This window comes from Campylobacter cuniculorum DSM 23162 = LMG 24588 (assembly GCF_002104335.1).
GTDB classification, from domain to species: Bacteria; Campylobacterota; Campylobacteria; order Campylobacterales; family Campylobacteraceae; genus Campylobacter_D; species Campylobacter_D cuniculorum.
Map to the genome: position 1 here is coordinate 818,975 of NZ_CP020867.1, position 17,637 is coordinate 836,611.

At 30.1% G+C, this 17,637-nt stretch carries 15 protein-coding genes; 7 read left to right on the top strand and 8 right to left on the bottom strand.

Annotated elements, in window-relative coordinates; genetic code table 11:
* Positions 1 to 110: 110 nt before the first annotated feature.
* Positions 111 to 1,220 (top strand): FkbM family methyltransferase, encoded by a 1,110-nt coding sequence (locus CCUN_RS04135; protein WP_027306108.1) that lies wholly within the window; start codon positions 111 to 113, stop codon positions 1,218 to 1,220.
* A gap of 114 nt (positions 1,221 to 1,334) precedes the next feature.
* Complete coding sequence (locus CCUN_RS04140) at positions 1,335 to 1,751, top strand: membrane protein (protein ID WP_027306107.1); 417 nt, start codon at positions 1,335 to 1,337, stop codon at positions 1,749 to 1,751.
* On the opposite strand, the gene trmA is transcribed toward CCUN_RS04140, so the two are convergent.
* The 4 genes from trmA to CCUN_RS04160 all read right to left on the bottom strand — a co-directional run bounded on the left by trmA (position 1,738) and on the right by CCUN_RS04160 (position 7,394).
* Positions 1,738 to 2,811 (bottom strand): tRNA (uridine(54)-C5)-methyltransferase TrmA, encoded by a 1,074-nt coding sequence (trmA, locus tag CCUN_RS04145; protein WP_027306106.1) that lies wholly within the window; start codon positions 2,809 to 2,811, stop codon positions 1,738 to 1,740. The genes CCUN_RS04140 and trmA overlap by 14 nt on opposite strands.
* The gene (locus CCUN_RS04150) at positions 2,801 to 3,556 is read right to left on the bottom strand and encodes an SDR family NAD(P)-dependent oxidoreductase (protein WP_027306105.1); all 756 of its coding nucleotides are present in this window, start codon (positions 3,554 to 3,556) and stop codon (positions 2,801 to 2,803) included. The genes trmA and CCUN_RS04150 overlap by 11 nt, the downstream gene beginning before the upstream one ends.
* The gene (locus CCUN_RS04155; RefSeq protein WP_084483716.1) at positions 3,553 to 4,743 is read right to left on the bottom strand and encodes an ankyrin repeat domain-containing protein; all 1,191 of its coding nucleotides are present in this window, start codon (positions 4,741 to 4,743) and stop codon (positions 3,553 to 3,555) included. The genes CCUN_RS04150 and CCUN_RS04155 overlap by 4 nt, the downstream gene beginning before the upstream one ends.
* Positions 4,744 to 4,847: 104 nt before the next feature.
* Entirely contained in the window at positions 4,848 to 7,394 is a 2,547-nt protein-coding gene (locus CCUN_RS04160) for a bifunctional aconitate hydratase 2/2-methylisocitrate dehydratase (protein ID WP_027306103.1), read from the bottom strand.
* Between the two features lie 55 nt (positions 7,395 to 7,449).
* Between CCUN_RS04160 and CCUN_RS04165 the strand changes: the two genes are divergently transcribed.
* The 3 genes from CCUN_RS04165 to CCUN_RS04175 all read left to right on the top strand — a co-directional run bounded on the left by CCUN_RS04165 (position 7,450) and on the right by CCUN_RS04175 (position 11,237).
* Positions 7,450 to 7,911 (top strand): methylated-DNA--[protein]-cysteine S-methyltransferase, encoded by a 462-nt coding sequence (locus CCUN_RS04165; protein WP_027306102.1) that lies wholly within the window; start codon positions 7,450 to 7,452, stop codon positions 7,909 to 7,911.
* Between the two features lie 1,214 nt (positions 7,912 to 9,125).
* Positions 9,126 to 9,401, top strand: a complete 276-nt coding sequence (locus CCUN_RS04170) for a hypothetical protein (RefSeq protein ID WP_174564653.1) — start codon at positions 9,126 to 9,128, stop codon at positions 9,399 to 9,401.
* 453 nt (positions 9,402 to 9,854) lie between these two features.
* On the top strand, positions 9,855 to 11,237 hold the full coding sequence (locus CCUN_RS04175; protein ID WP_051521737.1) for an MFS transporter: 1,383 nt from the start codon (positions 9,855 to 9,857) through the stop codon (positions 11,235 to 11,237).
* 22 nt (positions 11,238 to 11,259) lie between these two features.
* Here CCUN_RS04175 and purF read toward each other — a convergent pair whose 3' ends face one another.
* The 3 genes from purF to CCUN_RS04190 form a co-directional block, all read right to left on the bottom strand.
* Positions 11,260 to 12,600: an amidophosphoribosyltransferase gene (gene purF / locus CCUN_RS04180; RefSeq protein WP_027306100.1), complete on the bottom strand. Its 1,341-nt coding sequence runs from the start codon at positions 12,598 to 12,600 to the stop codon at positions 11,260 to 11,262.
* Positions 12,601 to 13,326, bottom strand: coding sequence for a 4-hydroxy-tetrahydrodipicolinate reductase (dapB, locus tag CCUN_RS04185; protein ID WP_027306099.1), 726 nt, complete (start codon positions 13,324 to 13,326; stop codon positions 12,601 to 12,603). It lies immediately after the preceding gene.
* Between the two features lie 198 nt (positions 13,327 to 13,524).
* Positions 13,525 to 14,877 (bottom strand): SH3 domain-containing C40 family peptidase, encoded by a 1,353-nt coding sequence (locus CCUN_RS04190; protein WP_027306098.1) that lies wholly within the window; start codon positions 14,875 to 14,877, stop codon positions 13,525 to 13,527.
* Positions 14,878 to 14,926: 49 nt separating this feature from the next.
* On the opposite strand from CCUN_RS04190, the gene CCUN_RS04195 reads away from it, so the two are divergent.
* Both CCUN_RS04195 and CCUN_RS04200 read left to right on the top strand, forming a co-directional pair.
* Entirely contained in the window at positions 14,927 to 16,261 is a 1,335-nt protein-coding gene (locus CCUN_RS04195) for an ATP-dependent DNA helicase (protein WP_027306097.1), read from the top strand.
* Positions 16,262 to 16,263: 2 nt separating this feature from the next.
* Positions 16,264 to 17,031, top strand: coding sequence for a hypothetical protein (locus CCUN_RS04200; protein WP_051521736.1), 768 nt, complete (start codon positions 16,264 to 16,266; stop codon positions 17,029 to 17,031).
* A 25-nt stretch (positions 17,032 to 17,056) separates the two neighbouring features.
* Here CCUN_RS04200 and lolA read toward each other — a convergent pair whose 3' ends face one another.
* Positions 17,057 to 17,566: a LolA-like outer membrane lipoprotein chaperone gene (gene lolA / locus CCUN_RS04205; RefSeq protein WP_415270567.1), complete on the bottom strand. Its 510-nt coding sequence runs from the start codon at positions 17,564 to 17,566 to the stop codon at positions 17,057 to 17,059.
* Positions 17,567 to 17,637: the final 71 nt, after the last annotated feature.

The following is a 17,637-nucleotide window of genomic DNA, read 5'->3' on the forward strand; positions in this document are numbered from 1 at the left end:
TTGAGAAATAATCCTTTTGTATTCTATCATTGATAAATTTAATATTTTATTAAGCTGAAATTTATGGGGGGGGGTATAATGTTTTTTTTGTTTTGATTGAGAGGTAAAAAATGATTAAACAAGAAGATATTGTGGAGCTTAGTTTTGAGAATGGAGTGCATTATAAGATGTATTTACCTTTTAAGGAAAGTGATTATATACAAAAGATTGTGTTTAATACTAAAAAACCTTATGAATATGAAATGCTTTCATATATACTTACTCAAATTCCTAAAAATTCAACCTTGCTCGATATAGGAATGAATATAGCTAATCATAGTTTGTTTTTGGCAGCAAATGGTTTTAAAATATACGCCTTTGAGGCTAATTCTAAAATGAGTGCAATTGCTAAAGAAAGCATTCGACTCAATAGTTTTGAAGATAGAATAAAGATTTATGAATTTGGGGTGAGTGATAGGGATGAGAAGGCTTATTTTGAAAAAGAAAAACCATGGAATTTTGGTTCTATGTCTTTAAGCACCATTGATGAAAATCATCAAGAAAATTTAGATTTTATAGAGTGTAAAAGTATCGATAGCTTAGACATACAAGATGAAATTGCTTTGGTTAAGATTGACATTGAAGGTATGGAATCAAAGGCTTTAAAAGGTATGAAAGAACTCATTAAAAAGAATAGACCGATTATCTATGCGGAAGCAAATTTTGTTGAAGATTTTTTAAAAATTGATAGGATTTTAAATGAATTTAATTATGTGCATTGGGATATTTTTGGAAATTCGCCCACTCATTTGTATTATCCTATTGAAAAATTAAATTTAAATCAAATGCTTCAAAAAAATCTTTCAAATATCGCAGGACTTAAGCTTTATTGGACTGAATATATGCAAAAAGATTGTTTTTTGCATAGAATTGTAAATTCAAATTTAAACGAAACAAAACAAATGAAAAGGGATTTAACTTTAAATTTAAATGAGATGAAACAAATGAAAAAAGACTTGGCTTTAAATTTGAATGAAGTAAAACAAATAAAGGAATTTATTAAAGAATTGACAAAAAATACAGAAAATGTCAATCATCTTAAAAAAACTTTAACATACAGATGGGGAAAATCTTTAGTTGAATCTTCAAAATCTGTGTGTAAATTTTTTATCTTACCTTTAACTCTATGCAAAGATTATAGAGCGTTTAGGCAATATCTTAAAAAAAGAAATAAAAAATAATTTTTAAATCACTTGCATTTGAATGTTAAAAAATAAATGAGAATATTTTTCTAAAAATACTATGGGTTTTTAAATTTATCTTATAATATTGCAAAAATTTAAAAGGAAAATAAAATGAGTGAGCTTTATCCTTATATACTCATAGTGCATTTATTGTGTGCAATATTTTTTATAGGTTATTTGTTTGTCGATGTTTTGATTTTAGCCTTGATAAAGAAAAAATATCCTAATTTTGATAAACAGCTTTTCAATTCTGGTGGTGTAAAGATTATGCCTTTTATCGTCTTGCTTTTGTTTTTAAGTGGCGGAGCTTTGGCATCTTTTCATTTTAATCCACTTAATTTACTCTTTGTTTTAAAGATGGTTTTAGCTTTTGGCATTTTAGCTTTGGTTTTATTTTCTTTATTTTTTCATTTTGTTCTTAAAAAACCAAATCCTTTAGGGAAATTCATCCACCCTTTAGTTTTTGTCGTTTGTATTTTTGTTGTATTTTTGGCAAAATTAATGAATTTCGTTTTTATCGCTTTTTAAGCAAGACTCCGCATTCTAAATGGGGAGTATCCTTAAACTGGTCAAAAAATGCAAAATCAGTGATTTTATGACTTTGATTTAAAATTGTTAAATTTTCTTTAAGACTTAAAGGATTGCAGGAGATATAAATGATATTTTCAAAATTTTTTATCAATTCTATAACCCCTGTTGAAAGTCCTGAACGCGGAGGATCTACCAAAATATGAGAGAAATTAAAATCATCCAAATCAAGTTCTTTCAGCCGATAAAATTTTCTTTCTTTTTTAAAAGCCTTACTCAAATCTTCACTTGACATTCTTATGAAATTGATATTAGAAATTTCATTGAGAATGCAGTTTTTAAGGGCAAATTCGATATTTTTCTTACAAAGTTCTGTAGCTAAAACTTTTTTAAAGCATTTTGACAAAGGCAAGGTAAAATTTCCATAGCCACAATACAATTCAAGCAAGTCTTTTTTGATTCCATCTTTTAAAATCTTTAAAATCCATTCTATAATTTTTTCATTGATTGCCGTGTTGGGTTGAATAAAACAATCAGCACTGAATTCATAAAAAAATTCCTCATCTTTTATATTTAAACTTTGTTTTAAATTTTCTTGACCAAAAATCAGCTTTTTTCCTTTGCTTCTTGCAATGAGATTGATGTTAAGCTCTTTGCTTAAATTTTTTAAATCTTCTTGAATGCAACTTATATCTTTATGATAGAGCAAAGTTACACTAAAATCAAGTTTTGTGGCTAGAAATTCCGCCCCGAAAAGCTTTTGATTTAATTTTGAATTTGCATTGAGTTTTTCTAAAATTAAAGGCATAAAATTATAAATTTTTTTATTGACAAAATCTAAATTTTCAACAATATATTTTTTCTTATTTTTTGCATCAAACATTGCATAAAAAATCCCTTCATCATTATGAAAAAAGGATAATTCTGCCCTTGTTCTAAAATGTTTATGCGGTGAGGAAAAAAGCTCAAAATTCTGTGCATAAAAATCCTTAAATAAATTTTGAGCAATTTTTGCTTTTTCTTCTAAACTTTTAGCGTGAAAAAGATTTTCAAGCTTCATTGAATTTTTCTATAAAAAACCCATTCCAAGTTTGAGTTACGGGCATCAATTCTATTTCATTGACATTAATATGACTTGGCAATTTTATTAATGCAATGAAGACCTTTGCAATATCTTCAGCACTAAGAAATTGAGTATTTTCATAGAGTGCATCAGCTTTTTGCTTATCTCCTTTAAAACGTACCTCACTAAATTCGGTTTTACAAAGCCCTGGAGCGATATTTGTTACTTTGATATTGCTTCCCCTTAAATCATTTCTCAAAGCTAAAGAAAACTGCCCCACAAAGGCTTTAGTACCACAATATACATTTCCACCAAAATAAGGATTTCTTGCTGCAACAGAGCCTATATTAAAAATATAAGCACTTTTTTGTTTGCGAAGTAATGGGATAACAGCTCTTGCGATGTATAAAAATCCTTTGATATTGGTATCAACCATAGTATTAATATCATCAAGACTTAAATTATCAAATTCTTTTTGTTCAAGAGCTAAACCTGCATTATTAAGAAGAATTTCAAGGTCTTTAAATTCACGCGGTAAGTTTTCTATGGCTTCAAAAACTTCTTCTTGATTGCGGACATCAAGATTGAGTGTATGAATTTTTTCTTTAAATTCACTTTTTAATGTTTCTAATCTTTCTTTGCGTCTTGCAAGAGCAACAACTCTAAAACCTTCTTCAATCAAAGCTTTCACACAAGCTCTTCCAAAACCTGAACTTGCTCCGGTTACTAAGGCACTTTTCATTCTAAACTTCCTTCATAAAATAAATTTTCATTTGCTTTTAAACCTAAACTTTCTAAGTATTTTGCATTTTCTGTTTTGTGAGTGGCTAAAGCAAAATCTAAAGCATTAAATCCTAAATCATCAACTTCAAAAAGATGAGCCCCTTTACTGATTAAAAGTTTTAAAATTTGAGTGTCTCCATAGGCTGCAGCTTGCATTAAAACATTTTTAGAAGTATGTTCTAAGCTACAAAAAGTTATGAAATAGGGAATATCTTTTCCTATATTTGCACTTAGGGCTAATTTTTCATTGTTATTAATGTATTTTTGATTGACATTCGCTCCATTTTCGATGAGAAGCTTGATAATGTCTTTATTTCCAAATTCTATGGCATAAAAAAGCGGAGTTTTGCCAAAGGCATTAGCTTGATTGACATTCGCTCCATTTTCGATGAGAAATTTTGTATTTTCATAATTTTCTAAAGCATAAAAAATTGCACTTTCATAGCCCTCATCAATTTGAGCTCCAAATTTCAAAAGAAGTTTTAAAATTTCCGGACCTCTTTGGTTGAGCAAAGCTGATCTTAAAGCGAGAGTGAGTTCAGCTTTTGGAGGATTGTTTGCATAGATATAATCTTGCAAACGAGCACTTGTATAATTTTTATTTGCTACAAATTGAGAAAGAGGAGAAATATCCCTAAAAATTTTGGTTTCACCTACAGCCCAATTTAAAAATTCATTTAAAGCGTTTGAAGTGTAATAAATATTACTCCCTTCATCAAAATTAAAATGAGTTTGAAAATAATATTTCAAAGGCTCAATCGCTTCATTGTATTCTTGCCAAAAAGCCCGATAAAGCCTAAAATTTCCTATACTTTGATAAGCCCAATACCTAAAATACGCCCTAAGAGCATTGTATTTTTTTTCTAAATTTTTAGGACTATCAAGGCTTTTTTGATAATTGATTGGGTCTAAGCTAATTTCTAAAAGCAAATAATTAAACTGAAATAATTTTGGCAAATAAGAAATCCCCGAGCATATATTATTGTTTCCGCGAATTTCATTAGAAAGTTCGTAAAGTTTTTGTGTGAATTTTTGATTTTTTAAAGAATCCTCACAAGTTGAAACAATTTCAAACAAATCTTGATTTAAATGAGAATTATTTTTAAAAAAACTTGCTTGATGAGTCTTGATATAATCGCAACTCATCTCTTCTTCAGCCACACAAAAAACAAGATACAAACACAAAAATAATAAAAATCTCACTTTTCACCTCAATGTTTATTATTTTAGCTTAAGAATGACTTTAAAATTTAATTAGCCAATTTAAAATTATCAATTTGGTCAAAATTTAAATATTTGTAAATATTAGCCTTTTTCTTATCATTCAGTTTGTCGCTTACGATTTGCAAATATTCTTCTTTACTTGGAATTTTTCCAAGCAAGGCACAAACTGCTGCAAGTTCCGCACTACCCAAATAAACTTTTGCACCCATACCCATACGATTATCAAAATTTCTTGTCGAGGTTGAGAAAACTACGGCTCCATCATTGACTCTTGCTTGATTTCCCATACATAAAGAACAACCCGGCACCTCAATTCTAGCTCCAGCAGCACCAAAAATACTATAATAACCCTCTTTAGTAAGTTCAGCTTTGTCCATTTTTGTCGGCGGTGCAATCCAAAGTCTTGTTTTTAATATACCTTTATCTTTTAAAATTTCACCCAAAGCCCTATAATGTCCGATATTTGTCATACAAGAACCAACGAAAACTTCATCGATATTTTTTGGTCTTTTATCATCTTCTAAAATTTCACTCAAAGTTGCCACATCGTCAGGGTCATTTGGACAAGCTAAAATCGGCTCTTTAATATCATTGAGATTAATATCAATAATATAGGCATAATTTGCATCTTTATCAGCCCTTAAAAGAGTAGGATTCTCAAGCCATTGACGCATTTTATCGGCTCTTCTTGCAAGAGTTGCTTTATCTTCATATCCTGCATCAATCATGGCTTCAATCAAAGAAATATTAGAATGTATATATTCACTCACACTTTCAATGCTCAAATCCACACTACAAGCTGCTGCACTTCTTTCAGCACTTGCATCACTAAGTTCAAAGGCTTGTTCGACTTTTAAATTCGGTAAGCCTTCTATTTCTAAAATTTTACCTGCAAAAATATTTTTCTTATTTTTCTTTTCAACCGTGAGTTGTCCTTGTTTGATAGCATAATAAGGAATAGCATTAACAAGGTCTCTTAAGGTGATTCCGGGTTGTAATTCTCCACTAAAACGTACCAAAACACTTTCTGGGACATTTAAAGGCATAGAACCAGTTACAGCTGCAAAAGCGACCAAACCACTTCCTGCTGGAAAAGAAATACCAATAGGAAATCTCGTGTGAGAATCCCCGCCCGTTCCAACTGTATCAGGCAATACAAAGCGATTGAGCCAAGAATGAATCACTCCATCTCCGGGTTTTAAACTCACTCCTCCGCGACTTGTCATAAAACTTGGTAAAGTGTTATGTAAATTTGAATCGCTAACCTTTGGATAGGCCGCAGTATGACAAAAACTTTGCATAACAAAATCAGCATTAAATCCTAAACTTGCAAGTTCTTTAATCTCATCCCTTGTCATAGGTCCTGTAGTGTCTTGAGAACCTACGGTTAGAGTTCTAGGCTCTATATACATACCCGGCCGCACTCCTTGAACTCCGCAAGCACGTCCGAGCATTTTTTGAGCAAGGGTATAACCTCCTTGACTTTCTTTTGGTTGTTCAGGTTTTATAAAAATATCTTCTTCTTCAAGCCCTAAAAATTCTCTTGCTTTAGCACAAAGCCCACGTCCTATGATAAGAGGAATTCTTCCGCCGGCTCTGACCTCATCAAAAATGGTATTTGGAGTGAGTTTAAATTCAGCAATACTTTGTCCATTTTTGACAATTTTTCCTGCATAGGGATGAATTTCAAACTCATCTCCCATTTCAAGCCCTGTTACATCGCAAACAATCGGTAAGGCTCCACTATCTTGTGCGGTATTAAAAAAGATAGGAGCTATGGTTGAGCCTATAACAATACCTCCGCTGTGTTTATTTGGAATTCCTTTAATTTCTTTACCCAAATGCCATTGTATGGAATTTATTGCCGATTTTCTGCTCGAACCTGTACCTACAACATCGCCGACATAAGCCACTTCTAAGCCACTTTTTTTAAGTTCTTTAATTTTTTCTAAAGAACCTGCCTGACGCACCTTAAGCATAGCATTAGCATGTAAAGGAATATCGCTTCTTGTGAAGGCATCTCCTGCGGGACTTAAATCGTCAGTATTTGTTTCACCTGCGACTTTAAAAACAACGCATTTAATCACTTCAGGTAATTTTTCTTTCTTTAAAAACCATTCAGCTTTAGCCCAGCTTTCAAGGATGGATTGAGCATAGGCATTGTTTTTGCTAAGTTCAGCTATGGTATGGAAATCATCATGAACAAAAATAATATTTTTAAGCACTTCTGCGACATCTTTGGCAATATCTTCTTGCTTTAAAGCCTCGATTAAAACCTTAACATTATACCCACCTAACATCGTTTCAAGCATAGATAAAGCTCTTTTTTTATCGATACTTGGAGCTTTGATTTTATCCTTTAAAATTGCATCTAAAAATTCGCATTTAATCAAAGCTGCATCATCGACTCCCGGATTGACTCTTTCTTGTAAGAGTTTTGCTAATTCTTCATCATTATTTGTTTTAAGCAATTCGCAAAGTTCTTTAGTTTGAGTTGCATTTAAAGGTAGAGGGGGGACACCTAAAGCTTTTCTTTCTGCGACCAGTTTATTGTATTCTTGTATGAAAGACATTTTCACTCCTTTAAAATTTTTTTTGTTATAATTATAACGACTAAAAGGATAAAAAATGTTTAAACTTTATTATAAATCTCCTATATGTTACTTATCTTTACACAGCGATGGAAATTTTTTAATAAAACTTGATTTTTGTCAAGAAAAAAGAGAAGAAAAAAGTTGTGAGCTTCTTGAGTATGCGAAAAATGAACTTGAGCTTTATTTTTCTAAGAAATTAAATGTTTTCAAAACCCCTTTAAAGATTCAAGGGAGTGATTTTGAACAAAAAGTATATAAAGCTTTAATTGAAATTCCTTATGGAAAACTTCAAACTTATAAACAAATTGCTGAAAAAATAGGACATAAAAATGCTTTTCGTGCTGTTGGGAACGCAAATTCTAAAAATGAACTTCCTATTTTTATCCCTTGTCATAGAGTTATAGCTTGTAAGGGACTTGGGGGATATAGTGGGGGTTTGGGGATTAAGAAATTTTTACTTCAGCTTGAGGGGGTTGATTTAGCTCAATTTGCCTAAATGAATTCTTTTTTGATTAAAATCTTTTGTTTTGTAATATTCTTTGACTAAAGGATTTTTAAATTCCATTCTTTCCTTAAAGTTTCTATCAGAATAAAAAGATATAATCTAAGAAATGTCTGGAGAAACACCCGCTAGATGTGTGGCGGTGACTTCAGGCATTTTATCGACGACAGCTCTAAATCTAACATTTTTATTATTTTCCCATTGTTTTATAAATTATTCCTTTCAAATTTATATTTGTTTTAATTTTTTGTTTGATGTGTTTGATTATTTTCTTGTATAGAATTTATATCTTTTGTTTTGTAATATTCTTTAACTAAAGGATTTTTAAATTCCATTCTTTCCTTAAAGTTTCTATCAGAATAAAATGTTACAATAATATCATCAAAGGGGGATAGTGGCGTTTTCGGGAGACCCTCCCCTTTGATTTTATCAGTTGCTACTCTAATCTAATACTCTTATCATTTTCCCATTCAAATAGTTTTGCTGATTTGTTTCCTTCAATATCAATAAAAGGTTCATTTGGTTGCATAATGATTAATGATATAAAACATTCATTTACAAATTTAATGCTAGGACTTTTATATAATAATTTCTTTTTTGTAATTTAAGTTTTTTAATCATTAATAAAATTATCTTATTAATATTTTTTACTCTTAATGATTATTTTGTAAAAAGCGTTTTTATTTCAATGATAATATTTTTTTAACAAGCTCTAGTATAACTCTTTAAGAAAGATTTTGTTATAGGCTTTGTTTTGTTTTTATAAGCTTTTTAAAATATAGAAATTTGTGTTTTTTTAAAATCATCTAAATAGAATTTCTTACTCATATAACCCTTAAATATAAAATTTCAAAAATGTTCTATCATCTCTTAAACTTTTATCATCTAAGATTTAGAGCGTATAAATTAGAATTAATCTTAAAAAATTATAAAAATGACAAAAACATACTCAAAGCAAAGAAGCATTTAAGCTATAGATTAGAAATGGCTTTGGTTAAAGCACACAAAGCTTAGTATAAAGGTGGATATATTAAATTTTTAAGGAATTTAGAGTCATAAAAAAGATTTTAATCATAGTTTATAAATTGAAAAATAAAAATCATATTTTAAATATCTTAGCTCATTTTTATGAAAAAAATGAGGAATTTTGATAATTTAAAATACATTTAGAGCAAGAAAGCGAGGGACAAATCACAATAGAGGAATTATTGAATTTAGGAAATTCTATAAGAGCCTATTTGAAAATATTTAAAGAACCTTTCATGGATGAAAAAGGTGGAAAAGTATTTGAATGGGAAAATAATAATAGAGTGCGTTTTAGAGCTGTAACAGATAAAATCAAAGGGGAGGGCGACAACTTCCACTCAACCCCCTCTGATGAGTTAATTATAACATTTTACTCTGATAGAAATCTTAAGGAAAGAATGGAATTTAAAAATCCTTTAGTCAAAGAATATTACAAAATTACAAAACAAAAGATGTAAATTCTATACAAGAAAATAATCAAACACATCAAACAAAAAATTCAAACAAATATAAATTTAAAAGGAATAATTTATAAAACAATGGGAAAATAACGAAAATATTAATTTTAGAGTTATTACAGACAGAATGAAGTATTCACAAAAAACGATAGAAAATATCAAAGGGGAGGGAGTCAACTTCCACTTTCCCCCTCTGATGAGTTAATTATAACATTTTACTCTGATAGAAATCTTAAAGAAAAAATGGAATTTAAAAATCCTTTAGTTAAAGAATATTATAAAACAAAAAAAGATTATATTAATTTTTGATTGTAGAGTTTTAAAAAGAGATGTTGTAGAATTTAGGAAAAATTTTAATAATTTGATTATTAAAATTTCTTTATCTCTTTCTTATAATTCTTTTAGCAAACTCGCAGTAAAATACCGCATTTATTATCTTTAACAAGATTTTCTATGAATTCTTATAATGTTTTAGCTTGGCTTAATTTTTTTGTTGCTGATGTTCGCGATGGTTTAGGACCTTATCTTGGAGTGTTTTTGAAAGGACATGGATTTTTAGAAGGGCAAATCGGTTTTATCGGCACAATTACTTCACTTAGCACGCTCATTTTAGGAATACCATTTGGAATTTTAGTCGATAAAACGCACTATAAACGCACACTTATTACTTTCTGTATTCTTATGATTATGTTTAGCACACTTGCAAATTATTTTTATCCAACCTTTATTTTCACGCTCCTTGCACAATTTAGCATTTCTTTGTGTGCAGTGTTTCTTGCTCCTGCATTTGCGGCATTGACACTTGGAATTGTAGGACAAAAAGCTTATGCACAGCAAACAAGTCGCAATGAAGCCTACAAACACGCTGGGACAGCCTTTAGTGCAGCTTTGAGCTTTGTATGTGCTTTATATTTTGGAATCGCTTCAATTTTTGCTATCACTACATTTATGGGAATTTTTTCTTTACTTTGTCTTATATTCTTACGCAATGCTTTTATCAATCACGAAGTAGCAAGAGGTGCAGAAGTAAGCCTTGAAAAACCTAAAAATCCGCTCAATGAATCAAAATTAGAAGAAACTCTAATGCAACCACAGAAAACATTTAAATTTAAACAGAATTCTAATGAGCAAAAGGCTTCTTTTAAGCTGTTTAAAGCAATTTTCGATAAACAACTTCTTGTGTTAAGTGTTGTGCTTTTTTGTTTTCACCTTAGCAATGCTGCAATGCTTCCACTTTTAAGTCAAAGAGCACACACCTTAGGTGTAGATTCTAGTGGAGCATATGCGGCAGCAACAATTATAATTGCACAAGGCACAATGATTTTTGTTGCTTTATTTTGCGGAAAATTCTTAGACATTTCTCAAACACAAAATGCATACAAACAAAATAATATATTAAATTCGTTTAACACATTGATTATATATATAAAAACGAGAGTCTCTAAAACGCAAATCATATTAATTCTTATGGGAATTTCTCTTTTTGAACTTTTGATTCGCGGACTGATTGCTGCGTATTTTGAAAATATCAGCGGTATGATTATTGTGCAAATTTTAGATGGTGTTGGTGCAGGGATTACGGGTGTGATTGTGCCGATTTTGGTAGCATTTATCCTAAGAGGGAGTGGGCATATCAATGCCGGACTTGCTTTTGTAATGACCTGTGGAGGCGTTGGCGGGGCATTGAGCGGAAGTTTAGGGGGCTTCATAGCACAATACTATGGATATTTTATGGCATATATGGCTCTTGCTTTAGTCGCTGGAATAGGGCTTGTTATATGGTGTTTGTTTGCAAATATATTTAAAAATAATGATAAAAGGATACAAGAATTTTAAAATTAGGATTTTGAAAAATTCCTTATTTTGTGATGAAATAATCCCCATTAAAACTCACAAGGGAATAGGCTCTTTCATCTCCTATGCTATCCACAAGTTCATCTATGCTTAAAAAACTCAAACTATCTGCTTTAATGTATTTGCGTACTTCTTCAATATTTTTATGGGCACTGATAAGCTCTTCAAAAGTTGGCGTATCTATACCATAAACATCGGGGAATTTGATTTCAGGACAGGCGATTGCAAGATGAATTTTACTTGCTCCTGCACTGCGAAGCAAGGAAATGATTTTTTTAGAGGTTGTTCCACGCACTATGCTATCATCAATCACTACAATTTCTTTGCCCTTCAAAACTTTTCCCATAGGATTTAATTTGAGTTTAACCTTTAAATTTCTGAGTTCTTGAGTGGGCTCTATGAAGGTTCTACCCACATAATGATTCCTTACAATTGCCATTTCAAGTGGAATTTTAAGATAATGTGCAAAACCTATAGCAGCACTCACTCCACTATCTGGAACAGGCACGACAAAATCGGCTTTATAGATGAATTTTTTAGCTAAATTTTCACCCATTTTCTTACGCACTTCATAAACGCTTTTTCCTTCAACAACGCTATCAGGACGTGCAAAATACACATATTCAAACGCACAAATTCTAGGCTCACTTTTGAAAAGCTCTATGCTTTCAAATTGTTCTTGTCCGAGTGTGAAAATCAGCATTTCTCCCGGAAGTATATCACGTATAAATTCAGCTTCTATTAAGTCAAATGCACAGGTTTCACTCGCTATAATATAGCCTCCGTCTTTCAATCTGCCCAAAGAAAGGGGACGCACACCATAAGGGTCTCTCGCAACATAAAGCTTTTCTTTATCCGCCAAAACAAAACAATACGCACCAACGCAATCTCTAAGGCTTTCTATAAATCTTTCTTTTAAATTTTGTTTTTTGCTCCTTGCAATTAAATGCACGACATTTTCGGTGTCCATATTTGTTCTAAAAATCGCACCATCTTGAATGAGTCTTGTTCTTACTTCATCTTTATTGACTAAATTTCCATTATGAGCTAAGGCTATATCGCCTAAAATACAAGTTGCAGCTATGGGTTGAGTGTCATTAAGACTTGAATTTCCTGCTGTAGAATAACGATTGTGCCCGATTGCAAGCTCACCTTCTAAACTTTTGAGCTTTTCTTCATTAAATACTTGACTGACTTCGCCTTTAGCCTTAATGGTTTTTATGTTTTTGCCATTGCTGACACTGATTCCACTTGCTTCTTGCCCACGATGTTGCATAGCAAATAAAGCATAATACGCATAAGTGCTTGCATTTTTTGAATTAATCACTCCAACCACAGCACACATTTAAATTCCTAAAAAATCATTAATTGAATACAAATTTGGCTCTTTAGAAACAAGCCATTTAGCGATTTTAATCGCACCTTTAGCAAAAGTAGCCCTTGAAGTTGCATTATGAGTGAGTTCTAAGTATTCTCCATCTTCATAAAAGCCTATAGTGTGGCGTCCTACTATATCTCCACCCCTTAAACTCATCACAGCAATTGTGTCTTTATTGCGTTCTCCTATGATTCCATCGCGTCCGCTTATACGCACTTTTTCTAAGTCCAAAAATCGAGCTTTTGCAACATTTTGTGCCAGACTCATTGCCGTGCCACTTGGAGAATCCTTTTTATGACGATGATGCATTTCTAAAATTTCTATATCGAAATTTTCAAGCAAGGTGCTTGCTTTGTTTGCAAGATAGTTTAAAACCGCTACTCCTAAAGACATGTTGGTTGCATAAAATACGGGCATCACTTCAGCTGCACTTTGTAAAAGTTGAAAGGTTTTTTCATCAAGTCCTGTTGTGCCTATGACTAAGGGTTTGGGATTTGTTCTTGCAAAATTTAAGAGTTCTTTTGTGCCGATGGGAGAGGAAAAATCAATCACCACTTCACAATTTTCAAAAAACTCACTTATATTGTCATTTTGGTCGAATAAAGCAGAGGCTTTTGCATTTTCCTCTTCTAAACAAAATTGAATTTGTTTTCCCATACGCCCTTTTGCACCATAAATTCCTATTTGTAGCATTGTCTTCCTTAAGCTTTGTATTATATAAATTGTAGCATTTGCTTGATTAAACTTAGATAAGCTCAAAAAATAAATTTATTTTTTTGAGCGAAATTAAATCTTTTTGTTTTAATATTATTGAGCTTCGCTCTAAAAATAATTTAAATTTTATATTTAAAATTCATACTTTTAACTCAAAATATATAGAAATATTACAAACTAAAAATTTTGTTTTTTAAATTTTGAAAGATAATCTTTAATCCTTGTTTTTTCACTTTCTTCTAATCTTATAAAAGAAATTTCTTTAAGTTTTGAGAGCAAAAGATTTTCGTCAGGGATTTCATCCTTGCCGATTTCTAAACCTGTAATGACACTTCTGCTTATCAAAAGTCTTTTGCTTTCGCTTTTTCTAAGCCCCCAAATGCTATGGATTGCAAGTTCTTTGTCTTTAAAACTCCCCACATAAAGCATTATATGTCCTTTAAGATAAAGCAAACTTAAATAAGGTTTAGCAAAATTTTTTAAGAATTCTTTTTTTTGAGTGTTGCTTAAAAAACTTATATCAAAATGTGAAAAAGCATTATTTTGTGCTAGAGAATTTCGAGGCATATATAGACCAAAAGGCACAAAAATATCGTGTGTGAGTAAAGAACAATCGCGTTCAAAACTATATCCGCCCCAACCATAAGGCAGATTTAGAACTTCAGATAATTGATGTTTTAGATGCAAGTCGTTAAATTCTAAAGGGAAATTTGCTGCCTTATCTTTAGCAATTTTGTATTTATTTTCTCCAATTTTTCCATAATAATATTCTTTATCGCTTTTATAATAAGGATAAATCGCACCTATTCTTGTTTCAAAAAAATATCTTCCTTTTTCATCAAAAACAGGCATTTTTTCAAATAAAGGTGTGATAAAATTGAGATTTTCGTAAATTTTTGTTCTGTGTTCGCTAAAAATTTCTAAGGCATCGGTTTGAATAAAACCAAAACTATTTTCAAATCTTACAAAGGCATAGCGTTTATCTTTGGTTAAATGGGAAATTAAAACAGGGCTTCCTATATTTAAAATATTATCGATTGCATAATCAAAAGGAATTCCCTCGCCTTCTTTAAAAGGATTTTTTAAAATCAATCCTTGAGTTGGAAAATTTTTCAAAAGAGTGTTTTTAATCACCAAAGCCTTTTTATTAATACTTCCTAATGCTGAAATATTAGCATTTATAATATTTTTTTCAAACCAAGATTTAGGAATGATTTGCTTGTTAAAAAAATAATATTTATTGTTCTTATTTAAATAAGCCTCAAAAGACCAAAATAAATTTTTAGAATTTAAATTTCTAAAATCACTATGCCAAGCAGAGAAAAAATATTTTTTATATGTTTTACCATCGTTTTTAAAAAACTCTTTAGAAACCGGAAGCAAGGAGAGATTTTGTTCAAAATCAAGTTTTGCGTAGTGTTTTGAACGCGAATTCATTTCAAAATTCGTTTGATTTAAAACTTCATTTGTGTTTGTTTTCAAAGAGCAAGCTGTAAAAATGAGTGCAAATATTAAAAAAATATAACGCATCAATAAACCTTTGCTAAAAAATTGTTATAATTATAATCAAGGAAAAATAATGCTTAATAAATTAGAAAAAATTTTAGAAAGGCACAATGTTTTTTTAAGCGGTGGAGCAGGTGTTGGAAAATCTTTTTTAACCAAAAAAATAAAAAATTCCTATGAAAAACAAGATAAAAAAGTCATCACCTTAGGTTCAAGTGCCTTAAGTGCTATTAATATCGGTGGGATAACTTTACACAGCTTTTTTTGTTTTGGACGCTGTGTGAATTTAGAAGAGCTTTATCTTTATGATAAAAAACAAAGAAAAAAACTCATTCAATTAGAAAAAATTCTCAAAAAGATTGATCTCATTATTATCGATGAAATTTCTATGGTGAGTGCAGACCTTTTAGATATGATTGCTTTTAGGGTTAAAAGCTTTGGTTTTAAAGGGAAATTTTTAATTGTAGGGGATTTTTTTCAATTGCCTCCTGTGATAAAAGATAAGCAAGTTAATTCTTTATTTGTCAATTCCCATTATGCTTTTTCTTCTTTATTTTGGGAGGAATTAATGCTTAAAAATTTGAGTCTTTCTGTGTCTAAAAGAACTCAAAATGAGCAGTTTTATGAAAAACTTTCTCTATTAAGACAAGGAATTTTTAATGATGAGCTTTTAGAATATTTTCAAACATTTCTCTTAAATCCAAAAAAATTAGAAAGTGAATTTGATGATTTTACCTTACTTTGTGGGATAAACAAAAAGGCAGATGATATCAATGAACAAAGATTAAATAAAATTCAAAATCCACTCTTTTCTTTTAGAGCTGAATTGACAAAAGAGGATGAGGATTTAACACAAGCTCAATTTGATTCTTGGATAAAAAGCCTTAGCATCGTTGAAAATCTTAAGCTTAAAGTGGGTGCAAGAATCATTTTCACTCTTAATAATTTTGATAAGGGATATTTTAATGGCGAACAAGGCATAATCGATGAAATTTTAGAGCAAGAAAATAAGTTTTATATCAAAATCATCAAAAATAATGGTTGTGAAATTTTACTTGAGCCTTATACTTATTTATTTGAGGAGGTCAAACAAATAGGAGAGGAAATTTTTACCGCTATTCGTGCAAGTGTGAGTCAATTTCCTATAAAATTAGCCTATGCTATCACCATTCACAAATCGCAAGGAATGAGCATTGAAAAGCTTATTTGCGATATTGATAATATTTTTGAAAACGGACAGCTTTATGTCGCTTTGTCACGTGGTATTAATCCTAAAAATCTTAAAATTTTGTATTCTAAAAGCTTGAATTTTAAAAATTATTTTGTTAATGTTTTAAAAACTGATGAAAATGTTAAAACTTTTTATAGAGAAAATGACTTTCTAGATTTAGAAAACGATGAGGAATAAAAATGAAAAAATTGCTTTTGGCTTTGCCTTTGATTTTAAGTGCAAACAGCCTTGAGATTGAAAATTTAAGAACAGATCTTTATTCTAAAAGTGGAGTTAATGTGTTGAAAAAAATTGAACTTTCTTTAGAATTTGAGGGAGAGAATGTGGATTCAAAAAAAACTCAAATTATTGATAGCGTTAATACCGTAATTTCGGGATTTTTCTATGAGGATATTTTCACAGAATCGGGTAAAAATAATTTTAAAAAAACTTTAGAAAAATTCATAGAAAAAAAATATAAATTTAAGGTTGATGAGATTTATATTTTATCCTTAAGCGGGATAGAAAAATTTGATATTGAGGAATTTAAAAAATTTTTACAAAGCACAGAGGCTAAAGAAAAAAATACAGAAAATGAGCTTAAAAAAATTCTTGACAATATAAAAGTACCTGAAGTAAAAGAAGTGCAAACTCCGCATATACCAGAAATACCAAAGGATTTTTTTGATAATAATGAGCAAAATTTAGATGATACAGATATTAATCCTAAAAATTTAGATATTCCGAAAATCACACCGGATATTGAAGAAAAAATTAAAAGAGATTTAATCAGCAATCAAGAGCTTAACCGGTCTGAAAAAGCTAATATTTTAGAACGAAATCATTTAAAAGAAGATTCATCTTTAGGACAAAATTTAGAAACAAATCAAACCGAACAAAATTCAAATTTAAATCAAAATTTAAACGGATTTGAGCTTAATTTTGATGAAAACGAAACTTCGATTTAAAAATTTTTAAAATTTGTATCCAAAACTAACGCACTAAATCGTAATTTTTTGGAAATTTTGGTATAAAAATATTTTCATCAAGCTTAGTGTTTTTACTTTGCTTTAAAAGAGTGATTAAAACATAATTTTCAAATTCATCTTTATAGCCTATACTTTTGACTTCATCATTTTCTAAAAGAATTTTATAATTTATGTTTTGGTATTTTGCTTCAAGTTCGTTGGGGCGAATTTTTTTAGCTGATTTGAAAATTTCATTTAAGTTAGGAATTGTATCCAAAGTAGAAAAAATCACTTGTTCTAAATCATGTTCTACGATAGTGATTTGATTTTTATTGATATAAATTTCTTTTCTTGTTGGCTTTTCATAGCTCCAAAAAGCTTTATTTTGTGTTAAAACAAAATGTCCGCTGTAATTGATTTTTGAATTTTTAGAGCTCACACTTTGGATAAAATCACTTGAAAAATTCGTAAAATTCAAATCCAAACAAAAAAGTTTTGCCACAAAAAAAGTTATAAAAAATAAAATTCTCATCATCAACCTCAAAGTTTATAAAAATATTTTTATTTATTCTAGCTAAGTTTAATTAAATAATGGTTATAATATAA